The sequence below is a fragment of the Thalassolituus sp. UBA6592 genome (assembly GCF_002433655.1).
Taxonomy (GTDB): domain Bacteria; phylum Pseudomonadota; class Gammaproteobacteria; order Pseudomonadales; family Oceanobacteraceae; genus Venatoribacter.
The window spans coordinates 43,014-63,212 of the sequence record NZ_DJIO01000028.1; the positions used below are offsets into that span (position 1 = coordinate 43,014).

Below are 20,199 nucleotides of genomic sequence, written 5' to 3' on the forward strand. Positions count from 1 at the left end.
AATAGATAAACGAGGACGGGCAGCCCAGCAAGAAAACAGAAAGCGCCCCGACATGACCATCGGGACGGCTTCCGCTCGGGCAATCAGGCGGTGTGGAATGCCGGGCTGAGCTCAACCACAGCTTCAACAAAGGCCTTGGCGTGGTCCGGATCAACAAACTGATGAATGCCATGACCCAGGTTGAACACATGGCCAGTGCCTTCGCCATAGCTTTCCAGAATACGCTGAACTTCGGCTCTGATAGTCGCCGGAGAAGCATACAGCACAGACGGATCCATGTTGCCCTGCAGAGCAACGCGGTCTCCGACACGGGAACGGGCATTGCCCAGATCGGTCGTCCAGTCGAGACCCAGAGCATCAGCGCCGGTATCCGCCATGGCTTCCAGCCACTGACCGCCACCTTTGGTGAACAGAATCACCGGAATTTTGCGGCCTTCGTATTCACGCATCAGACCGGCAACAATCTGCTGCATATACTTCAGCGAGAACTCACGGTAAGCGACATCACTCAGGTTGCCGCCCCAGGTATCAAAAATCTGCACGGCCTGAGCACCGGCACGGATCTGTGCATTCAGGTAATCGATAACCGATCTGGCCAGTACATCCAGCAGCTGATGCATGACTTCCGGCGTGTTGTACATCATCGCCTTAACATGGCGGAAGTCCTTGGAAGATCCGCCCTCAACCATATAAGTCGCCAGTGTCCATGGGCTGCCGGAGAAACCGATCAGCGGCACACGGCCGTTCAGCTCAGAGCGAATGGTCGACACGGCTTTCAGCACGTAATCCAGATCCGCTTCGGTGTTAACCACGTTCAGCGCCTGAACGTCAGCTTCGGTACGGATGATCTTGCTGAATTTCGGACCTTCACCGGTTTCAAAGTACAGACCAAGCCCCATCGCATCGGGAATGGTCAGGATGTCAGAGAACAGAATTGCAGCATCCAGCGGGTAACGATCAAGCGGCTGAATAGTTACTTCACAGGCCAGCTCATGGTTCTTGCACAGCGACATAAAGTCACCGGCCTGAGCGCGGCTTGCGCGGTATTCCGGCAGATAACGGCCAGCCTGACGCATCATCCAGATCGGCGTACGGTCGACGGGTTGGCGTAACAGAGCCTTAAGGAAACGGTCGTTTTTCAGTTCGGTCATGGAATACCTGATCAGCACAGTAAATTTGCCGCGTATGATAGCAAAAAAATGCAGGAAAGCTTTTTGACTTTGCTCAGCAAAGATTTAAAGGGCGACCAAAGACGGAGCTGCTGAGGCCAAAGGAAGTAGATTCGTACCTAAAAGACCTACAGGCCCTACAGGACCTGTGGAACGATGACTGCAGGCTGGAGTTTTCCCGATACAGTGCTTTGGTTCTTGCGCGAACAATTTACGGGCAATCAAAAACCCGGCACATGGCCGGGTTTTTTTTATCGCTGTGCTATCAGTTCGCTTCCGATCAATTTGTTACGGCCACCGTCGCGGATACCGTACCGAAGGACAACGAGTTATTAGTCAGCACAACCGTCGCACCAGCATCAGCGGAAGTCAGCGTGATGGAACCATCAGCGTTTTTACTGCGTGCTGAGCCATTCACCGTCCAGCTGTAATCCGCGGCACCATATTCCTGTGTCGTCCAGCGGGTATTGGGGAACAGACGGGTTGCATCATCGAGACTGACAACATCACCGACCAGGTAGGCATCACCCGGGCCGCTGATTTCTACCATTGGCTGAGCAAAAGGTTCTGGCGCAGCCAATGTCAAATCGAGCAAGGTAGTCAGTGCATAGTTAAATCCAGACGTATTACTGGTCAGCACCAGCTCATGCGTACCACTTCGCTCTGGCACAACATAGCGGATCATATATTGGTTGCTGTTGCGCGTACGCAGACGAACCATATCCTGCTGAGCACTCACGATCTGCTCTGCGGTGCCACTGAAATCGCTCCAGGAGTTTGTGTCGATGACAGCAGCTGACATATCGCTCAGATCAGTGTCCGGTGCCGGTGTTCCCAGTGACACATAAATCATAGGCTTGGACAACAGCGCTGTACCTTCCTGAATCGCCTCGCTTTGCCCTTCTTCAGCAGGCTCCTCATCTTCAGCCAGAGTGTCATCCTCTGTACCGTCCTCACCCTCTTCTTCCGCAACTTCTTCATAAACAACCAGAGACTGCCAACCCAAAGCCTCCTCGGCATCCAGCATAGATACATCCTGTTTGGTATTACGCCCGGAGGCAAACAGCACAATATTGGTCAGGCGGATGCCGTCCAGGCGGGTGCGGCCTGAACCGTAATCAGCGTTGTATATGTAGCCGTCCACCAGATCAGGGATAGTGTCCGTCAACGCCACAGTCTCACGCTCCAGCGTTGAGTCAGGCAGATAGCTTCCGATTGAATAAAAAATCGCCTCATAAAGGCCTGATGCGCCGACCGGATTCCAGCTGCTCTGCATACCGTTCAGTGCGGTATTCAACGCGCTATCATCCGTGCTCAGAGTGGTGGTCACAGCATTCACCTGGTCATTGAACTCCCAGATGATAAAACGCTGATTGCGGATTGCAGGATCAGAAGATGCACGGGCAGCGGCGATAAAGTCCCGGACTTCCTGAAAAAGATTGCTGGCACTTTCAATGTCACTGCTACTGCCACTGGTATCGATCAGAATCGCGGTATCCAGCGATACCTCCATGCCCATAAGGCGCTGCATCACCACACCTTGTTCAGCAGCATCCACCAGTTCACCATCAGCACTCAGGATAAACTCATCAACGTCAGCATCAACGGGTTCCAGTGTGTCCTGATCCACCGGTGAAATCACGTAGCCATGGATCATGGGGTCAAACCAGACGCCATCAAATACGTCTTCTTCAACGTAATTCTCTCCCTGCAGAAAAAACTGCAGGGGATAATAGGTAACCGTACTGGTCGGTTCAGTCGGATTGGCCGGGTCTTCATCCGGATCCAGCTCATCGTCACCCTGAAGGCCACCGCCGCCGCCAAAGGCAACACCGCTGCCACTGCCTCCGCCGCCACAGGCTGCCAATGCTGCTGTCATCATCGCTGCCAGTAAATATTTTGCTTTCAGTGTGTCAGCCCAAGCCATTCCCTGATACTCCAACAATCTTTATAGGGTTAAAGGATAACATTCAGTTGCGGCGGCAAGCCATAAACAAAAACGCGGCTTCCCACCGGGAAAGCCGCGTTTTGTGCCGTCTGTCGTATTTTAAGCTGAAAATACTGACGTAATCAGACGTCGAGGTAGTCCAGAATGCCTTCGGCAGCCTGACGACCTTCCCAGATCGCAGTCACTACCAGGTCAGAACCGCGCACCATATCACCACCAGCGAAGACTTTCGGATTGGTGGTCTGGTAAGCAAATTCCTGCTCAGCCGGAGCAACAACGCCATCCCAGCTGTTCACTTCAATGCCGAAGTCCTTGAACCATGGCGCCGGGCTTGGACGGAAACCGAAAGCTACCAGTACAGCATCAGCCGGCAGAATCTCTTCTGAACCTTCGATTACTTCCGGACGGCGGCGACCATTCTCATCAGGCTCACCCATCTGAGTAGTCACTACTTTCACGCCTTCGACTTTGTCTTCACCAACAATGGCAACCGGCTGACGGTTAAAGAGGAACTTAACGCCTTCTTCGCGGGCGTTAACCACTTCTTTTTTCGAGCCTGGCATGTTGGCTTCGTCACGACGGTAAGCACAGGTCACTTTCTTCGCACCCTGACGGATGGAAGTACGGTTACAGTCCATCGCGGTGTCACCACCACCCAGAACCACAACACGCTTACCTTTCATGCTGACGAAATCTTCCGGATTCTTTTCATAACCCAGATTGTGATTCACGTTGGCAATCAGGAAGTCCAGTGCATCGTGTACGCCTTCCAGATCTTCACCCGGGAAGCCGCCTTTCATGTAGTTGTAGGTGCCCATACCCAGGAACACAGCATCGAACTCGTCGATGATGCTCTGGAAATCGACATCTTTACCGACTTCAGTGTTCAGGCGGAATTCCACGCCCATACCTTCAAAGACTTCACGACGGTTAACCATCACGCTCTTTTCCAGTTTGAACTCAGGAATACCGAAGGTCAGCAGACCACCGATCTCCGGGTATTTATCGAATACCACAGGAGTAACGCCGTTGCGCACCAGAATATCGGCAGCGCCAAGCCCTGCAGGGCCCGCACCGATGATTGCTACGCGTTTACCGGTAGGAACCACTTTGGACATATCCGGACGCCAGCCCATCGCGAATGCGGTGTCGGTAATGTATTTCTCTACGTTACCGATAGTCACGGCGCCGAAGCCATCGTTCAGAGTACAGGAACCCTCGCACAGACGGTCCTGTGGACATACGCGGCCACAGACTTCCGGCAGTGTGTTGGTCTGGTGACTCAGTTCTACTGCTTCCAGAATATTGCCTTCGCTGGCCAGTTTCAGCCAGTTAGGAATGAAGTTATGAACCGGGCATTTCCATTCACAGTATGGGTTACCACAAGCCAGACAACGGTGAGCCTGATCGGTCACCTGCTGCTGTTTGAACGGCTCATAAATTTCAACGAATTCAGCTTTACGCTTGCCAATCGACTTTTTGGTCGGGTCCTTACGGGCCACATCGACAAACTGAAAGTTGTTATTCAGACGTTGTACCATCTCGAATCTCTCTCCTCATCCTGTTCCGCTACGTTCCGCTTATTCAGGACGAGCACGGGTAGTGTTCAGCAGTTGTTGCAGATCGGCAGCCTTTGGCTTAACCAGCCAGAACTTACCGATAAAGCCATCGAAATCTTCAAGAATTTCACGGCCCCAGGCGCTGCCTGTTTCTTCAACAAACTCACGGATAGTGCTGCGCAGGTGACTGCGGTACTGTTCAGTTTCTTCGTTCGAGATACGGTGAATATCCACCAGCTCGTGGTTGTATTTATCCACAAAGCTGTTGTCACGATCGAGAACGTAAGCGAAACCGCCAGTCATACCGGCACCGAAGTTGTAACCGGTTTCACCCAGCACACATACCATACCGCCGGTCATATATTCACAGCAGTGATCACCAGCGCCTTCAACAACAGCATGAACACCGGAGTTACGCACACCGAAACGCTCGCCCGCACGGCCAGCAGCCAGCAGCTTACCGCCGGTCGCACCGTACAGACAGGTGTTACCCACGATAGAGGTTTCGTTGGTTTTAAAGGTTGATCCTTTCGGTGGGAAAATCACCAGCTTGCCGCCGGTCATACCCTTACCCACGTAGTCGTTGGCATCACCTTCCAGAATCATATCCAGACCACCGGCATTCCACACACCGAATGACTGGCCGGCAACACCGGTCAGATTCAGGCGGATTGGCTTATCAGCCATGCCCTGGTTACCGTACAGTTTGGCGATTTCACCAGACAGACGGGCACCGATGGAACGGTCACAGTTGGTCACATGGAAGCTGAACTCACCACCGGTTTTGTTGGTAATGGCTTCTTTGGTTTCCGCCGCCATACGCTCAGCCAGCAGACCTTCATCGTACGGCTTGTTGCGCGCTACCTTAACAGTATGCGGCTTATCAGCCGGGATGTGGTCATTGGCCAGAATCGGCATCAGATCCAGGTTGCGCTGTTTACCGGTTGTGCCTTCCAGCATTTCCAGCAGGTCAGTACGACCAACCAGCTCTTCCATGGTACGCACACCAATCTGCGCCATCAGGCCACGGACTTCTTCAGCGATAAAGCGGAAGTAGTTTTTAACCATGTCTTTGGTGCCGATGTAGTGCTTGGCACGCAGATCATCGTTCTGCGTGGCAACACCGGTTGCACAGTTGTTCAGGTGACAGATACGCAGGTATTTACAACCCACCGCCACCATTGGCAGAGTACCGAAACCGAAGGATTCAGCGCCCAGAATGGCAGCCTTGATCACGTCCAGACCGGTTTTCAGACCACCATCGGTCTGTACCCGGACATTGCCGCGCAGATCATTGGCACGCAGTGCCTGATGGGCTTCGGACAGACCCAGTTCCCATGGAGAACCTGCATACTTAATAGAGGTCAGCGGAGATGCCGCAGTACCACCGTCATAACCGGAAATGGTAATCAGGTCGGCATAGGCCTTGGCCACACCGGCAGCAATAGTACCGACACCCGGCTCTGATACCAGTTTCACAGAAACCAGTGCTTCCGGATTAACCTGTTTCAGGTCGTAAATCAGCTGCGCCAGATCCTCGATCGAATAAATATCGTGGTGTGGCGGAGGCGAAATCAGCGTCACGCCCGGCACGGAATAGCGCAGGGTCGCGATCAGGTTGTTCACCTTACCGCCTGGCAGCTGACCACCTTCACCCGGCTTGGCACCCTGAGCGACTTTAATCTGCAGCACTTCAGCGCTGGACAGATAGTGCGGGGTTACGCCAAAACGGCCAGAGGCGATCTGTTTGATCTTGGAGTTACGCACAGTGCCGTAACGCAGCGGATCTTCGCCACCTTCACCTGAGTTGGAACGGCCACCCAGTTCGTTCATCGCCATTGCCAGTGCTTCGTGAGCTTCCGGAGAAAGCGCACCCAGCGACATGGCAGCGGTATCGAAACGTGGATAGATACTTTCTGCCGGTTCAACTTCAGAAATATCGATTGGCTGAATGTCCTTACGGAAGCCCAGCAGGTCACGGATGGTCGCTACCGGACGCTTGTTCACCAGCTCGGCGAAACGGTCGTAAGCTTCCTGACTGTTGGTCTGTACCGCTTCCTGAATGTTTTTCACTACATCCGGGTTGTAAGCGTGGTATTCGCCACCGTGAACATACTTCAGCAGGCCACCCTGATCGATTTTCTTGCGGGTTTTCCACGCGTTTTTGCGTACCAGCTCGAGATCGTTCTGGAAGTCTTCAAAGGTCGCACCACCGATACGGCTGGTGACGCCACAGAAGCACAGTTCAACCACTTCGTTGCTCAGACCAACCGCTTCAAACAGCTGTGAGCCACGGTAGGAAGCAACGGTCGAAATACCCATCTTCGACATCACTTTCAGCAGACCCTTACGGATCGCTTTACGGAAGTTCTGATGAGACTTCAGCGGGTCGCCCAGCAGTTCGCCGGAGCGGTGCAGATCGGTCAGAATATCGTACGCCAGCCATGGGTAGACGGCAGTCGCACCAAAGCCCAACAGCACAGCAAACTGATGCGCATCACGTGCCGCACCGGTTTCAATAATAATGTTCGCGTCAGTACGCAGGCCGTTATCCACCAGATAATGGTGAACGGCACCGGTTGCCATAGCGGCAGGGATGACCAGCTGATCTTCGCTGACTTCGCGGTCAGACAGAATCAGGATGACATTGCCATCACGAACAGCCTGTGCGGCTTTTTCGATCAGATTAACGATGGCCTGTTGCAGACCAACCGCAGGATCAAATGCCATGGACAGCTGAGTGTGACGGAACGCATCTTTACCTGTGTTCTTGATGCCCTGAATCTTCAGCGGCGACAATACTGGCGAGGTCAGAATAATACGGTCAGCATGGTCTGCGCTGGTTTCGAAAATATTCTTCTCGGCACCCAGACAGGTTTCCAGTGACATCACGATGGCTTCACGCAGCGGATCGATCGGCGGGTTAGTAACCTGCGCGAACTGCTGACGGAAGTAATCGGCCATATGACGCACACGCTGAGACAGCACGGCCATCGGCGTATCATCACCCATGGAGCCGGTCGCTTCCTGACCGTCTTCACCCATTGGACGCAGCACCTGATCACGCTCTTCGTTGGTGACCAGCTGCAGCTTCTGATGAGAAGACAGGATATCGCCGGACAGCGGCTCAGCGTCTTCTGCTTTTTGCAGCAGCAGCTGGCTTTCCAGACGGATAGCGTTCTCTTTCAGCCAGGTTTTGTATGGCTGCTCGGCTTTCAGCAGGCTGTCGATATCATCAGTCTTCAGCAGTTTGCCTTCCTGAGTATCGATGGCCAGCATCTGGCCTGGGCCAACACGGCCTTTTGCCACAACATCTGACGGCTCATAACTGTAAACACCCACTTCAGATGCCACAGTAATAAATTTGTCTTTGGTGATAACCCAGCGTGACGGACGCAGACCGTTACGGTCCAGACCACACACGGCATAACGGCCATCGGTAATAACCAGACCGGCCGGGCCATCCCAGGCTTCCATATGCATGGAGTTGTATTCATAGAATGCGCGCAGATCGGCATCCATGGTTTCAACATTCTGCCATGCTGGCGGAATCATCATGCGCACAGCGCGGAACAGACCGATACCACCGGTTACCATCAGCTCCAGCATGTTGTCCATGGAGGAGGAGTCAGAACCTGTGGTGTTCACCAGCGGCGACAGATCAGTCAGGTTCGGCAGACGGTCACTGTGGAACTTACCGGAACGGGCATTGGCCCAGTTACGGTTGCCCTGAATGGTGTTGATCTCACCATTGTGTGCCAGCATGCGGAACGGCTGAGCCAGTGGCCAGCGCGGCATGGTGTTAGTGGAGAAGCGTTGGTGGAATACGCAGATAGCAGTTTCCATACGCTCGTCGCCGAGATCCGGATAGAAGTTCGGCAGATCCACCGGCATCATCAGACCTTTGTAGGACAGCACTCGGTCGGACAGGCTGGCAATATAAAAGTCAGGATACTCAGTAAGGGCTTTCTCGGCGTAGCGACGGGCATAAAACAGCTTGATCGCAAAGTCTTCATCGGACATTTCTGCCGCTGGAGCTACATACACCTGCTCAAAGCGTGGCAGACAGTCGAGAGCCATCGGGCCGAGACAGTCGTTATTTGTGGGAACTGTACGCCAGCCCAGGACACTAAGGCCCTGTTCGCTGATAGCTTGCTCTGTGGCAGCTTTTTGTTTCGCGTAAACAGCGTCGTCCAGATCCATAAACAGCATACCAACGGCATACTGAGCAGGCAGTTGAATACCAGCTTCCGCCGTTACTGCACGCAGGAATGAATCAGGCTTTTGCAGCAACAGACCGCAGCCGTCACCAGTTTTACCATCGGCAGCAATACCGCCACGGTGTGTCATACAGGTCAGGGATTCAATGGCTGTTTTTAACAGCTTGTGGCTTGGCTGACCCTCAAGGTGGGCCAGAAGACCAAAACCACAGTTGTCCTTAAAGTCGCCTGGGGTATACAGACCAGTTCTCATAGAACAGCTCTCATCAGTAAAAACTATTGGTATATCAAGGGCTTACGCCAATCTTTTGCGCAAAAAATAAGCAGCATCGAGACAAAAGGACGCCCATTCTACACATCTGCAGCCCCTGCCACAAATGCGGGCACATCCATCTTATTGTTTTCAGGGGCCGGTCAGGCGCCGGCCCGGGGTGGAATAGGTGTTGTTCAGTGTGCTTCTCAGCCTACTTCAGGGCCTCATGTACCGCAGTAATATCGCGGATCCAGGGCGATTGCCGGCGCAGTACCGGGGGCATGGTATCAACGGCCGCTTTCGCTTCGTCGCGGGTGTTAAAAACCCCGGCAACCACCACGTGCCATGGCTTACCTTTGTGCATTGTCTGATACTGGTACAGACTGCCAACCAGCTTACCTTGCCACTCCTTGCGGAACGACGCAGCATTCGCCGACTGATAGCTGCCAAACAGCTGCACAATAAAACCATCTGCAGTAGCCAGCAACGTCTTCTCTGCGCTGGTATAAGTGCGCCCCGCTTCAACCGGTGGCGCAGCTTTTGACTGCGGCTTCAGCGCCGGTTCAGCAGCTTTAACGTCCGCCGAATCAGCCTTAACCACTGAAGACTCGTTAGTCTGCGCTTCTTCTGCAGTACTGTCCACGGCCGCATCGGATTCTTTAGCAACGTAATTGTAATCCGGCAGTGATGCAACTTGCGGCGGCTTCACTTCTGAAGTTTCAGTCTCTAAAGAGGACAAAGCACCCGCTTTACTTTCTTCTGCAGCAGGCTCCTGGTCACGGGAAGCGTCCATTGTCTGAGGTGCGACAGCAGGCACCGCCGGAGCGACCGCTTCTGTCACCTCAGGCTCTGCATCTGAGGCTTCATCGCCACGGTAAAGAAAGGAGATTCCGAGCGCGGCTGCGACGACAACAATGGCAAGGATATGAGCTAACGGGAATCGCGCCGGTTTTTTGTCCTCAGGGACAGACGCCGCAGGCGCATCCGCCGATGCGTCGAGCAGAAACGATTCTGCCGCCAGCAGTAGGGCCGATGGCCAGCCTCCGGACATATCATAAATCGAAGCCAGCTCATCAGGATTGAGCGGGAGCGGCTGGCCAGGGGTATAAACCAACTGCAGCAGCAGCGCAGCATCATCAGAACTTAAAGGTTCCAGCTCAAGAACATGCAGTGGCGCCGAGGCCGGGCTCTGCCGGAACAGCAGCTCAAAACCGGAGGAGCCGAACAGGGCAAACGATATCGTCTGTGGCGCCAGCAGAGCAAAATGTGAAATAGCATTGAGCGTGTCCTGATCAAGCTGCTCAGCCTGATCAATAACGATCAGCAGACTTTTACCGTTTTCAGCCTGCTCCTGAGCAGCCTGTCTGACCGCATCACGCGCAGCAACCAGGTCGTCCGGCAGTTGCGGCATATCCCAGTGTCTGGCAATTGCCTGCAGGATCGCCGGCAGACCCAACATCAGATCTGCAGCAATAAACAGGCTGGATTCAGGCTCTTCGCATTGTGCGGACAAGGCCATCGCCAGCGTTGTCTTGCCGCTGCCGTCCGGCCCACTGACGGCGACCAGCATTTCACTGAATGACGCCAGGTGAGCAAGAAGCTCAAGATGTTTGTATTGCCCTGGCAATAAGGTTGGAACCGACATGGTGTAACTCCGGGATGTGACTGCTGTGACAGCCTCATCGTTATCCTGCTCAAGCGGGAAATCTGTTTCCATACCGACTCCTGTGACTCTGCCTGCCTGACTGCTCAGCTCTGTCGTTACCAGTTACAGAACGCCCAGTTTATCGCCGGCCTGCAGGGTCTGCAGCAAAAGATCCCGCGGCACATCCGATGTCACATAAGCATCACCAATTGCCCGCAGAAGTACCAGACGCAAATGGCCATCCAATACTTTTTTATCAACCTGCATGCGGCTGATGTAATCATCGGTACTCATATCATCCGGACCTGCCACGGGCAATCCGGCTTCAATCAGCAGATTGCGCAGCGCAGTCAGCTCATCAGGACTGATTTGCCCCATACGGCAGCAAAGATCGGCAGCCTGCAGCATACCCGTCCCCACCGCTTCCCCATGAAGCCAGTTACCGTAGCCCTGATGGGCCTCGATGGCATGACCGAATGTGTGCCCAAGATTAAGAATCGCGCGAATACCGGATTCTTTTTCATCCTGAGCGACTACTTCGGCCTTATCCTGACAGGATCGTTCAATCGCATAGGCCAACGCCTGCGGATTTTTCTTCATCAGGTCACTGATGTTGTCGTTAATCCAGTCGTAGAAGGAACGATCACAGATCAGACCATATTTAATAACTTCCGCCATACCCGCCGACAGCTCACGCTGCGGCAGGGTATTCAGCGTATCCGTATCAGCGATAACACACTGCGGCTGATGAAAGGCCCCAATCATGTTTTTACCGAGCGGATGATTCACGCCGGTTTTACCACCAACAGAAGAATCCACCTGCGACAGCAGGGTTGTTGGTACCTGAATAAAGTTAACGCCACGCTGATAGGAAGCTGCAGCGTAACCACACATATCTCCGATCACACCACCACCAAGGGCCAGCAGTGTTGTGGTGCGGTTATGCTGTTTTTCCAGCAACGCATCGTAAATCAGGTTCAAGGTGGTCAGATTTTTGTAGGACTCGCCATCAGGCAGAATAACGGCATCAACCTGATAATCCTTCAGCGCAGCTTTGACGGTATCCAGATAAAGAGGTGCGACCGTTTCATTGGTAACAATCAGCACCTGGCGTCCCTTAATATGAGGTGCGTAGAGATCCTTCTCCCCGAGCAGTCCGGTACCGATGTAAATAGGGTAACTACGGTCGCCAAGATCGACAGTCAGGGTATTCATTTATTCTGCCTTAATTTGAGATTTCAGTTCCTGCACAACCCAGCGGGGATTGCGCTTATCGGTATAGATAATGATGTCTGCCACTTCACGGTACAGCGGATCGCGCTGCTCAAACAAGCCACGCAGCACAGCTTCAGGGTTCTCGGTCTGCAACAGAGGACGGTTTTTATCCTTCGCTGTGCGGGCAAGCTGCTGCTCAACCGACGTGCACAGATACACAACCGTACCGCGGGCAGAAAGATTGCGTCTGTTAGCTTCGCGTAACACCGCACCGCCACCGGTTGCCAGGACAATACCACTGGCCTGTGTCAGCTCATCAATAACCTGTTCTTCCCGCTCACGGAAGCCGGCTTCGCCTTCCATATCGAAAATCCAGGGAATATTGGCACCGCAGCGCTCTTCAATGACCTTGTCTGAATCAATGAATTCGAGCTTAAGTTCTGCGGAAAGAAGACGGCCAATGGTGCTTTTTCCAGCACCCATTGGCCCGACAAGAAATACAGAGGGAGTACGCGTCATAAATTACTGATTGGTAAGGGAATCCTTAACCAGTCGCGGCGTAATAAACACCAGCAACTCACTCTTATCCGTTGACTCATTGGAGTAACGGAACAAAGCTCCGATTAATGGCAGATCACCAAAGAACGGCGTTTTACTGATGGTATGAACCTCTTCCTGGCGGAAGATACCACCCAGTACAACCGTTTCACCGTTGTCTACCAGCACCTGAGTTTCCACCGCATTGGTATCAATGGATGGAATACCTGCGTATTCCTCACCCACAGAATCCTGGTTAATAATCAGGTCCATAATGATACGGTCATCCGGAGTAATCTGCGGAGTTACTTCCAGTTTCAGCACAGCGGATTTGAACGACACACTGGTCGCACCGCTGGAGGAAGCTTGCTGATATGGAATCTCGGTACCGGATTCAATCACAGCGGTTTTGCCATCTGCGGTAATTACCCGCGGCTGAGAAACAATCTCGGCACGGCCATCGGTTTCCAGTGCAGAGATTTCCAGATCGAGAATCATGTCGACGGTCTGGTAACCGATCGCGAAGCTGCTGGCACCCGGAGAAGTTACACCGGCATCAACAACATTCGCACCCGGGAAAGTAACTTCGCCACTTCCGGTATTGAGAACCTCGGACACCTCAGTCAGAGTGGTCTGACTGCCACCAAAAGTAATAGCTGAGTCACCTTTACTGCTCAGGTCGTAGCCGCCGCCACCCCAGTTAACACCCAGTTCTTCAGCAACAGTAGTAGTCGCTACAACAATCCGCGCTTCAATTAATACCTGACGTACAGGTACATCCAGCAGCAGCAGAGCTTCGCGAACCTTCTCAAGATTTGCTGAAGTGTCTTTCATTAACAGAGTATTGGTACGTTCATCAACAACCGCAGAACCGCGTTCCGACAGCAGACCATCTTCAGAGGTCAGCAGCATTGCCAGATCTGAGGCTTTGGCGTACTTCAGCTGCATATATTCAGTGACCAGCGGTGCCAGCTCTTCAACCTGACGAACGGCCTCCATTTCCACTTTCTCACGCGCTGCAATTTCTTCTGACGGTGCGATTAACAGAACAGACCCCATCTGACGCTTACCCAGACCTTTGGTCTTCAGCACCAGATCCAGAGCCTGATCCCAGGGAACATTCTGCAGGCGCAGGGTAATACTGCCCTGCACTGTATCGGATGCCACCAGATTCAGGCCGGTGAAATCTGCAATCAGCTGAAGAACGGCGCGAACTTCAATATTCTGGAAGTTCAGAGAGAGTTTTTCGCCGGTATATGGGAATACCTGCGCGCGTTTCTCCTGCTCATCTTCAGGGAGAACAGACACATTAATGGAGATCATTTTGTCCGTCTGGTAAGACAGGTAATCGAAGTCATCCGTATTTGGCTCGATCACGATCTGCGTAGAAGAACCGTCTTTTTTGGCATCGACGTAACGTACTGGTGTGGAGAAGTCGGTCACATCCAGACGGCGGCTCAGCTCTTCAGGCAAACGTACACCTTTCAGATCCGCGATAATTTTTGATCCCTCACGGCGAATGCTTGCAGAAGCACTTGGATCATTTACAGCAATCTGAATCTGACCTTCCCCCAGAGTGCCGCGACGGAAATCCACATTAACCACTTTCAGGTCATCAGCTGCAGGCTCTGAAGAAGCAGCGAAGGTATCACTCGATTGAGTGAAAACAGATTCATCACCAGCGGCACCAACTCTGATCAACAGAGAGTTACCGGAAACATCCGTGCTGTAAGCAACGAGCTTACTGAGGTTAACAACCAACCGGGAACGATCCTTGGTTGATACCAGCATAGCGCTGTGCGCATTACCGGAACCAATCGTATGACGCTTACTCTTAAGCTTGCTGTTCACGCCTGGCAGGTCGATCGCGATACGTGCTGGCTGTTCAATGGTGTAACCACTGACTTTCGGCGGCGTTGAGTCGAAATCAAGACGGATTTCGGTCACATCACCGGGCAGTGAAGAAAAACTGATATTTTCCAACGTCGTGGCATGCACCAGAGTTGATAACCCCAGCGTCATTACCAGGGCTGCAATTCCCTTTGACACGGTCTGCGCCAATTTAACAATTTTCATCATTTACTCTCCAGCCAGGCCGTCCAGTGGAATTGTACGGGGGCGTTTGATCCAGCCCTTGTTTCCGTCTGGCACTATTTCCAAAAGATTGATTTTATATTCGCTTACTGCAGATATTTTGCCGTAGTTCTGTCCCATGTAGTTGCCTTCTTTGACGCGAACCACACCGCCATCTCCGTCCCGGACAAGAGCCCACAACACACCGTCATCACGCTCCAGAGTACCAACCATCTTAAGCTGCGAAACAGGGTACTGCTCCAGGTGCTCTTTAGGCCGATCAAAATCAGGGGTTATCTGTTCTCCGACACGAATCTGGATCTTCTCTCCTTCCAGCACAGGGAGTTCAAATGGCGACCTCATACCTGCAGCGCTATAACTGAAAAACTCATACGGTTTAAACACAGGGATCGGCTCAATCCGTCCACGCGGCTTACTCAAGGTTGTATTTTTAAATGCTTGAAGGTCCTGCAAGTCACCCGAAGCGGAACACCCGGCCAACAAGGCAAGAGCCGTTACTATCACGAAAGGACGTAATGCTTTCATTTCACGTCCTCCTTATCCGGATTATATTGGTAGGTCTTGGCAGTAATTTCCATCTCAAGACTCCCATCTTCGCCGGCACCAGAAATACTGAAGTCGTGCAAAGTCACGATCCGGGGAAGGGATGCTACCGCAGACACAAAACTACCCATTTCATGATACCCGCCAGACACCTGAACTTTGATTGGCAGCTCTTTATAAAACTCCGTCTGAACCATCGCCTGAGGGTCAATAGCTTTCAGGGTCAGACCCGATCCCAACGCTGCAGCACTGATATCATCAATCAAACCAGGCACCTCAGTATCCCGGGGAAGCTGCTTCAACAGAGAGCCAAAGCTGTCTTCCATTTCCACCATCTGCTGTTTATAAGCATCCAGGTTAGCCACTCTGAAGGCCTTGTTTTCAAAGTCGCTTTTAAGCGTAACTTCCTTTTTTTGTTCGCGCTGAAGGGATTCGAGGCTATCGGCAATCAATCCAAAGTAGCCCCCGGCAAGCACTGCAACGAACAATAAAGAGCAAAAAACAACTTTGCCTGGCAGAGGCCAAGAGCCCATGTTCTCCCAGTCAATGTTATTTATATCCTCAACATTGAATTCTTTGGCCTTATCCAGCATGCCTTTGATATCGAAGTTTTTGGAGTCAGCCATAATCAACCCTCTCCCGCTTCTTCAGCACGCGGCTGAACACGTTTCATCGATATCTCGAATACGTTAAATCCATCATCCATAGACTGCACCCGAATAAGCGTAGGGTCAGCAAACCAATCTGACGCATCAAAATTCCGCATAAATCCAGACACCCGGTTATTAGACCTCGCCCGTCCCTTAATCTGCACACTATTACCCTTGATCGACAAATCTGTCAGATACAGGTCTTCGGGTACGGCGCGCACAACTTCATCAAATACCCGCACGATAACCGGACGGTTGCCCTGCAGATCCTGAATAAGCTTCATACGTTCAATCAGCTTTTGACGGGTATCTTTCAATTCCCGGATTTCATCAATCTTGGTGTCAAGTACCTTGCCTTCTCTTGTCAGATAATCGTTACGCACCTTTTGATTACTGATGCTGGATTCAATCTGACTGTTGACGGCAAAAATAATACCGCCGGCAACCAACAGTACAAAAACAATGACCCCGTAAAACTCATTCTGCCTTTCTTTGCGCCGCTCTTCCCGCCACGGCAACAGGTTTATCTTAGCCATTAATCAAAGCTCCTCATGGCCAGGCCACACGCAATCAGCAGTGAAGGCGCATCACTGCTCAACAGACTGGCATTCACCTTCTGCGACAGTGTCATATTGACAAACGGATTGGCGACCAGAGTGGCAATCCCCAGAACTTCCTGTACTTCGTCCGCAAGATCCGGAATTGACGCGGTACCACCGGCGAGAATGATGTAATCAACATCGTTGAACTGACTCGATGAATAGAAGAACTGCAGCGAACGGCTCACCTGCTGCACAACAGCCCGACGGAACGGATCCAGAACTTCAGACTCATAGTCGTCAGGCAGGCCACCCTCGAGTTTAGCCCGTACAGCTTCTTCTTCATCCAGACCATAACGGCGCATGATGTCTTCGGTCAGCTGTTTACCGCCGAACAACTGCTCGCGGGTATAGATAGATTTGCCTTCATGCAGCACATTCAATGTGCTCATGGTGGCGCCAATATCCATAATGGCGACGGTTTCCACATCATCACCATCCAGCTGAGGCTCAAGCAGCTCGTACACACGCTCGGTACAGAAAGCTTCAACATCAACCCGGGTAACGGTCAGGTTGGCATATTCAGCAGCATCCTTGCGGCGCTCAACGGTTTCTGAACGGCAGGCAGCCAGCAGAACATCAACCATGTCATTGCTGGAGTCAGATGGCCCCTGTACTTCCCAGTCGAGGGCAACTTCTTCTAATGGGTATGGAATGTACTGGTCAGCTTCAGCACGAATCTGAAAATCCATCTCGTCATCTTTCAGACCACCGCTCATCTGTACGGTCTTGGTAATCACCGCAGAGCCTGCAACAGCGATTGCGGCATTCTTGGCGGAGGCCCGGGAGCGGGTCAGAGCACGGCGCACAGCCTCACCAACCGCTTCATCATTACTGATGGCCTGTTCGACGACAGAATTTGGAGGAAGGGGCTCAGAAGCGTAAGCTTCTACCTGATATCGGCCATTATTGTGACTGAGTTCAAGAATTTTTACTGAGGTTGAACTGATGTCCACCCCCAGCAAAGCCTTGGTCTTTTTCTTAAACAGATTAGCCAACACTGAAAAATCCCCTAAAATTCGCGAACTTGCAGACTGAAGCTCACTCAAATCCTATATAGTTAAAGTCATTATAAGCACATTCCTATTAAAAGAACAAAAAACCCTTATAATGCCGCAACCCGCATATTTACTGGCTTTATGAGGCATTTCACATTTTTATTTATGACTAAGTCACACCTGCTACTACGCTTCATTTTCTGGCTGGGAATGTCCATCATTGCCGGGACCGGAATCGTCAGCCTGGCTGTCTACCTGTATCTGGCCCCAACCCTGCCAGATACACAGGAACTCAAAGACGTCGAGCTGCAAACTCCCCTGCGTGTTTTTACCGCCGATGGCCAGCTCATCAGCGAGTTCGGCGAAAAGCGCCGCACGCCCATAACATACGCTGAAACACCGCCTCAGTTCATTAATGCCCTGCTGGCATCGGAAGATGATTCCTTCTTTGAACACTTTGGCATCGATATCAAAGGTCTGGCCCGGGCAGCCTTTGAACTGATCCGTACCGGCCGCAAGAAATCCGGCGGCAGTACCATCACCATGCAGGTGGCGAAAAACTACTACCTGTCCTCGGAAAAGACCTTCACCCGTAAATTCACCGAGATCCTGCTGGCCCTCAAGATCGAACGCGATCTGAGCAAAGAAGAGATCCTCGAGCTCTACATCAACAAAATCTATCTGGGCAAACGCGCTTACGGTATCGAAGCGGCGGCGCAAGTGTATTACGGAAAGTCCATAAAAGATCTTGATCTGGCGCAGCTGGCCATGATCGCCGGTCTGCCACAGGCTCCATCGGCGGCCAACCCGATCAATAACCCGCGCAGAGCGATTGATCGTCGTAACTATGTACTCGCCCGTATGCGCACACTGGATAAGATCAGTGAAGAAGAATTCGACAAAGCGGCCAGATCACCGGTAACAGCGCGCTACCACGGCCCTATTTCCGAAGTGGAAGCACCTTATATAGCCGAAATGGTGCGCCGCGACATCGTTGAGCGCTTCGGTGAAGATGCCTACACCGCCGGCTATAACGTTTACACAACAGTGGACGGTAAGCGCCAACAGGCAGCAAACAGAGCTCTGCAAAGCGGACTTCTCACTTATGACCGCGCTCATGGTTACCGCAAACCCAAACCGGTTGTTGGTATATCCATGCTGACGGTCGCAGACGACCCTGCATTGAAAGAATGGCTCGGCAAGGCCAATCCGTCCTTTGATATCGACTGGCCGGAAAGCCTCGATCTCTGGGATGAGCATCTGCGCAATCTCGACTCACGCGGCATCATCAGCCCGGCCATTGTCAGCCGCGTCGCTGAAAATGGTATCTGGTACTACGATGGCAGCGACGAACGCTGGCTGCCATTCAGCGCCATGGAATGGGCCAAGCCTTACGTTGACGTAAACATCATTGGCAACCCGGTGAGCAAACCGGATGAAGTAGTCAGTGCCGGCGACGAAATCTGGATCGAAGACACAGGCAATGGCCCATTACTGGCCCAGCTGCCGGAAGTCGAGGGCGCGCTGGTGTCCCTTAATCCGAAAGACGGTGGCATTCAGGCACTGGTCGGCGGCTTCTCCTACGGCAGCACGAAATTCAACCGGGTCATTCAGGCAGATCGTCAGCCGGGATCGTCCTTCAAGCCGTTTATCTACAGTTCCGCCCTGGCCAATGGCTACACCCCGGCCAGCATCATCAATGATGCGCCAGTGGTATTTGAAGATAAGAGCCTGGAAAACACCTGGCGTCCGGAAAACCACAGCGGCAAATTCTATGGCCCTACCCGTCTGCGTCAGGCGCTGTACAAATCTCAGAACCTGGTGTCGATCCGTATTCTGAAACAGGTTGGCCCACGCAAAGCTGTCAACTTCATCACGCCGTTCGGCTTTCCACGTGAAAAGCTGAACCCGGATCTGTCACTGGCGCTGGGCGCATCCGCTGTCACGCCGATGGAGCTGGCCACCGGCTACTCGGTTCTGGCCAATGGCGGTTATTCGGTTCAGCCATATCTGATCAGTCGCATCGAGGATGACGAGGGCAATGTCCTGTTCTCAGCCGACCCGGCGGTTGTCTGCAAAGACTGCGAACAACAGCAAACTGAAGAGGAAAACACGAACAGCCAGCAGGCAGATATCGCTACCCTTGACGGCGTCGCCACGGCGGAATCCCTGACCGATCAGGAACCGGCGCTCAATATTGCTCCACGGGTGATGGATGCCCGGGTCAATTACCTGATGGTCAGTATGCTGCGCGATGTCGTGCGTCTGGGCACCGGCAAACGCGCACTGGCACTGAAACGCGCCGACATCGCGGGTAAAACCGGTACCACCAACGATCAGAAGGACGCCTGGTTCTCCGGTTTCAGTCCGGATCTGGTCACCACCGTCTGGGTAGGCTTCGATCAGCCAGTCACCCTCGGACGCTGGGCCTACGGCTCCAACACCGCGCTGCCGATCTGGGTCGACTACATGGAAACCGCCCTGCAGGGCGTGCCTGAACATCCGTTCGAACAACCGGAAGGCATTGTCAGTGCCCGTATCGATCCTGCCACCGGACTGCTGGCAGCACCAGGCCAGGAAAATGCGATGTTTGAGTATTTCCGTGAAGAAAACGTACCGAAGGAAATGGTGAAACCGGCGTCAGCGGAAACCGACAGCGACCATGACGGCCAGCAGGAAGTGATCCCCGAGCAGCTGTTCTGATCCGCATCAGCAGCTCGAAAAGGCCTGCAGCCGACATAAAAAACCCCGCAGCAGCGGGGTTTTTTA

The 20,199-nt window shown here is 52.8% G+C and carries 13 protein-coding genes; 1 reads left to right on the forward strand and 12 read right to left on the reverse strand.

The annotated features are described in order from the left end of the window. Window positions 1-83: 83 nt before the first annotated feature. The 12 genes from hemE to B2Z72_RS02640 form a co-directional block, all read right to left on the reverse strand. Window positions 84-1,151, reverse strand: a complete 1,068-nt coding sequence (hemE, locus tag B2Z72_RS02585) for a uroporphyrinogen decarboxylase (RefSeq protein ID WP_296984933.1) — start codon at window positions 1,149-1,151, stop codon at window positions 84-86. Window positions 1,152-1,449: 298 nt separating this feature from the next. Further along, window positions 1,450-3,096, reverse strand: coding sequence for a vWA domain-containing protein (locus B2Z72_RS02590; protein ID WP_296984936.1), 1,647 nt, complete (start codon window positions 3,094-3,096; stop codon window positions 1,450-1,452). A gap of 143 nt (window positions 3,097-3,239) precedes the next feature. Continuing rightward, window positions 3,240-4,658: an FAD-dependent oxidoreductase gene (locus B2Z72_RS02595; protein WP_296984937.1), complete on the reverse strand. Its 1,419-nt coding sequence runs from the start codon at window positions 4,656-4,658 to the stop codon at window positions 3,240-3,242. A gap of 39 nt (window positions 4,659-4,697) precedes the next feature. Then, window positions 4,698-9,149, reverse strand: coding sequence for a glutamate synthase large subunit (gene gltB / locus B2Z72_RS02600; RefSeq protein WP_296984939.1), 4,452 nt, complete (start codon window positions 9,147-9,149; stop codon window positions 4,698-4,700). Between the two features lie 211 nt (window positions 9,150-9,360). Further along, window positions 9,361-10,866 carry an SPOR domain-containing protein gene (locus tag B2Z72_RS02605; RefSeq protein WP_296984941.1) on the reverse strand — a complete coding sequence of 502 codons (1,506 nt, stop codon included), beginning with the start codon at window positions 10,864-10,866 and terminating at the stop codon, window positions 9,361-9,363. A gap of 51 nt (window positions 10,867-10,917) precedes the next feature. Next, window positions 10,918-12,009 (reverse strand): 3-dehydroquinate synthase, encoded by a 1,092-nt coding sequence (gene aroB, locus B2Z72_RS02610; protein WP_296984944.1) that lies wholly within the window; start codon window positions 12,007-12,009, stop codon window positions 10,918-10,920. Next, a complete protein-coding gene (aroK, locus tag B2Z72_RS02615; protein ID WP_296984945.1) occupies window positions 12,010-12,528 on the reverse strand; it encodes a shikimate kinase AroK in 519 nt (172 codons plus the stop codon). A gap of 3 nt (window positions 12,529-12,531) precedes the next feature. Beyond that, complete coding sequence (gene pilQ, locus B2Z72_RS02620; RefSeq protein ID WP_296984947.1) at window positions 12,532-14,625, reverse strand: type IV pilus secretin PilQ; 2,094 nt, start codon at window positions 14,623-14,625, stop codon at window positions 12,532-12,534. After that, entirely contained in the window at window positions 14,626-15,165 is a 540-nt protein-coding gene (locus tag B2Z72_RS02625; protein WP_296984948.1) for a pilus assembly protein PilP, read from the reverse strand. It abuts the gene before it with no gap. After that, a complete protein-coding gene (locus B2Z72_RS02630; protein WP_296984952.1) occupies window positions 15,162-15,809 on the reverse strand; it encodes a type 4a pilus biogenesis protein PilO in 648 nt (215 codons plus the stop codon). The genes B2Z72_RS02625 and B2Z72_RS02630 overlap by 4 nt, the downstream gene beginning before the upstream one ends. A 2-nt stretch (window positions 15,810-15,811) precedes the next feature. Further along, window positions 15,812-16,369: a PilN domain-containing protein gene (locus B2Z72_RS02635; protein WP_296984955.1), complete on the reverse strand. Its 558-nt coding sequence runs from the start codon at window positions 16,367-16,369 to the stop codon at window positions 15,812-15,814. Further along, window positions 16,369-17,433, reverse strand: coding sequence for a pilus assembly protein PilM (locus tag B2Z72_RS02640; RefSeq protein WP_414716381.1), 1,065 nt, complete (start codon window positions 17,431-17,433; stop codon window positions 16,369-16,371). Before B2Z72_RS02640 ends, B2Z72_RS02635 begins: the two co-directional genes overlap by 1 nt. Before the next feature lie 207 nt (window positions 17,434-17,640). On the opposite strand from B2Z72_RS02640, the gene B2Z72_RS02645 reads away from it, so the two are divergent. After that, entirely contained in the window at window positions 17,641-20,133 is a 2,493-nt protein-coding gene (locus B2Z72_RS02645) for a penicillin-binding protein 1A (protein WP_296984959.1), read from the forward strand. The last annotated feature ends 66 nt before the right edge of the window (window positions 20,134-20,199 follow it).

What these genes read in the sequence shown, in the direction of transcription:
- hemE (WP_296984933.1), bottom strand. Translation starts at nt 1,151, where the DNA reads ATGACCGAACTGAAAAACGACCGTTTCCTTAAGGCTCTGTTACGCCAA.
- B2Z72_RS02625 (WP_296984948.1), bottom strand. Translation starts at nt 15,165, where the DNA reads ATGAAAGCATTACGTCCTTTCGTGATAGTAACGGCTCTTGCCTTGTTG.
- gltB (WP_296984939.1), bottom strand. Translation starts at nt 9,149, where the DNA reads ATGAGAACTGGTCTGTATACCCCAGGCGACTTTAAGGACAACTGTGGT.
- aroK (WP_296984945.1), bottom strand. Translation starts at nt 12,528, where the DNA reads ATGACGCGTACTCCCTCTGTATTTCTTGTCGGGCCAATGGGTGCTGGA.
- B2Z72_RS02605 (WP_296984941.1), bottom strand. Translation starts at nt 10,866, where the DNA reads ATGGAAACAGATTTCCCGCTTGAGCAGGATAACGATGAGGCTGTCACA.
- B2Z72_RS02595 (WP_296984937.1), bottom strand. Translation starts at nt 4,658, where the DNA reads ATGGTACAACGTCTGAATAACAACTTTCAGTTTGTCGATGTGGCCCGT.
- B2Z72_RS02635 (WP_296984955.1), bottom strand. Translation starts at nt 16,369, where the DNA reads ATGGCTAAGATAAACCTGTTGCCGTGGCGGGAAGAGCGGCGCAAAGAA.
- aroB (WP_296984944.1), bottom strand. Translation starts at nt 12,009, where the DNA reads ATGAATACCCTGACTGTCGATCTTGGCGACCGTAGTTACCCTATTTAC.
- B2Z72_RS02645 (WP_296984959.1), top strand. Translation starts at nt 17,641, where the DNA reads ATGTCCATCATTGCCGGGACCGGAATCGTCAGCCTGGCTGTCTACCTG.
- pilQ (WP_296984947.1), bottom strand. Translation starts at nt 14,625, where the DNA reads ATGATGAAAATTGTTAAATTGGCGCAGACCGTGTCAAAGGGAATTGCA.
- B2Z72_RS02590 (WP_296984936.1), bottom strand. Translation starts at nt 3,096, where the DNA reads ATGGCTTGGGCTGACACACTGAAAGCAAAATATTTACTGGCAGCGATG.
- B2Z72_RS02630 (WP_296984952.1), bottom strand. Translation starts at nt 15,809, where the DNA reads ATGGCTGACTCCAAAAACTTCGATATCAAAGGCATGCTGGATAAGGCC.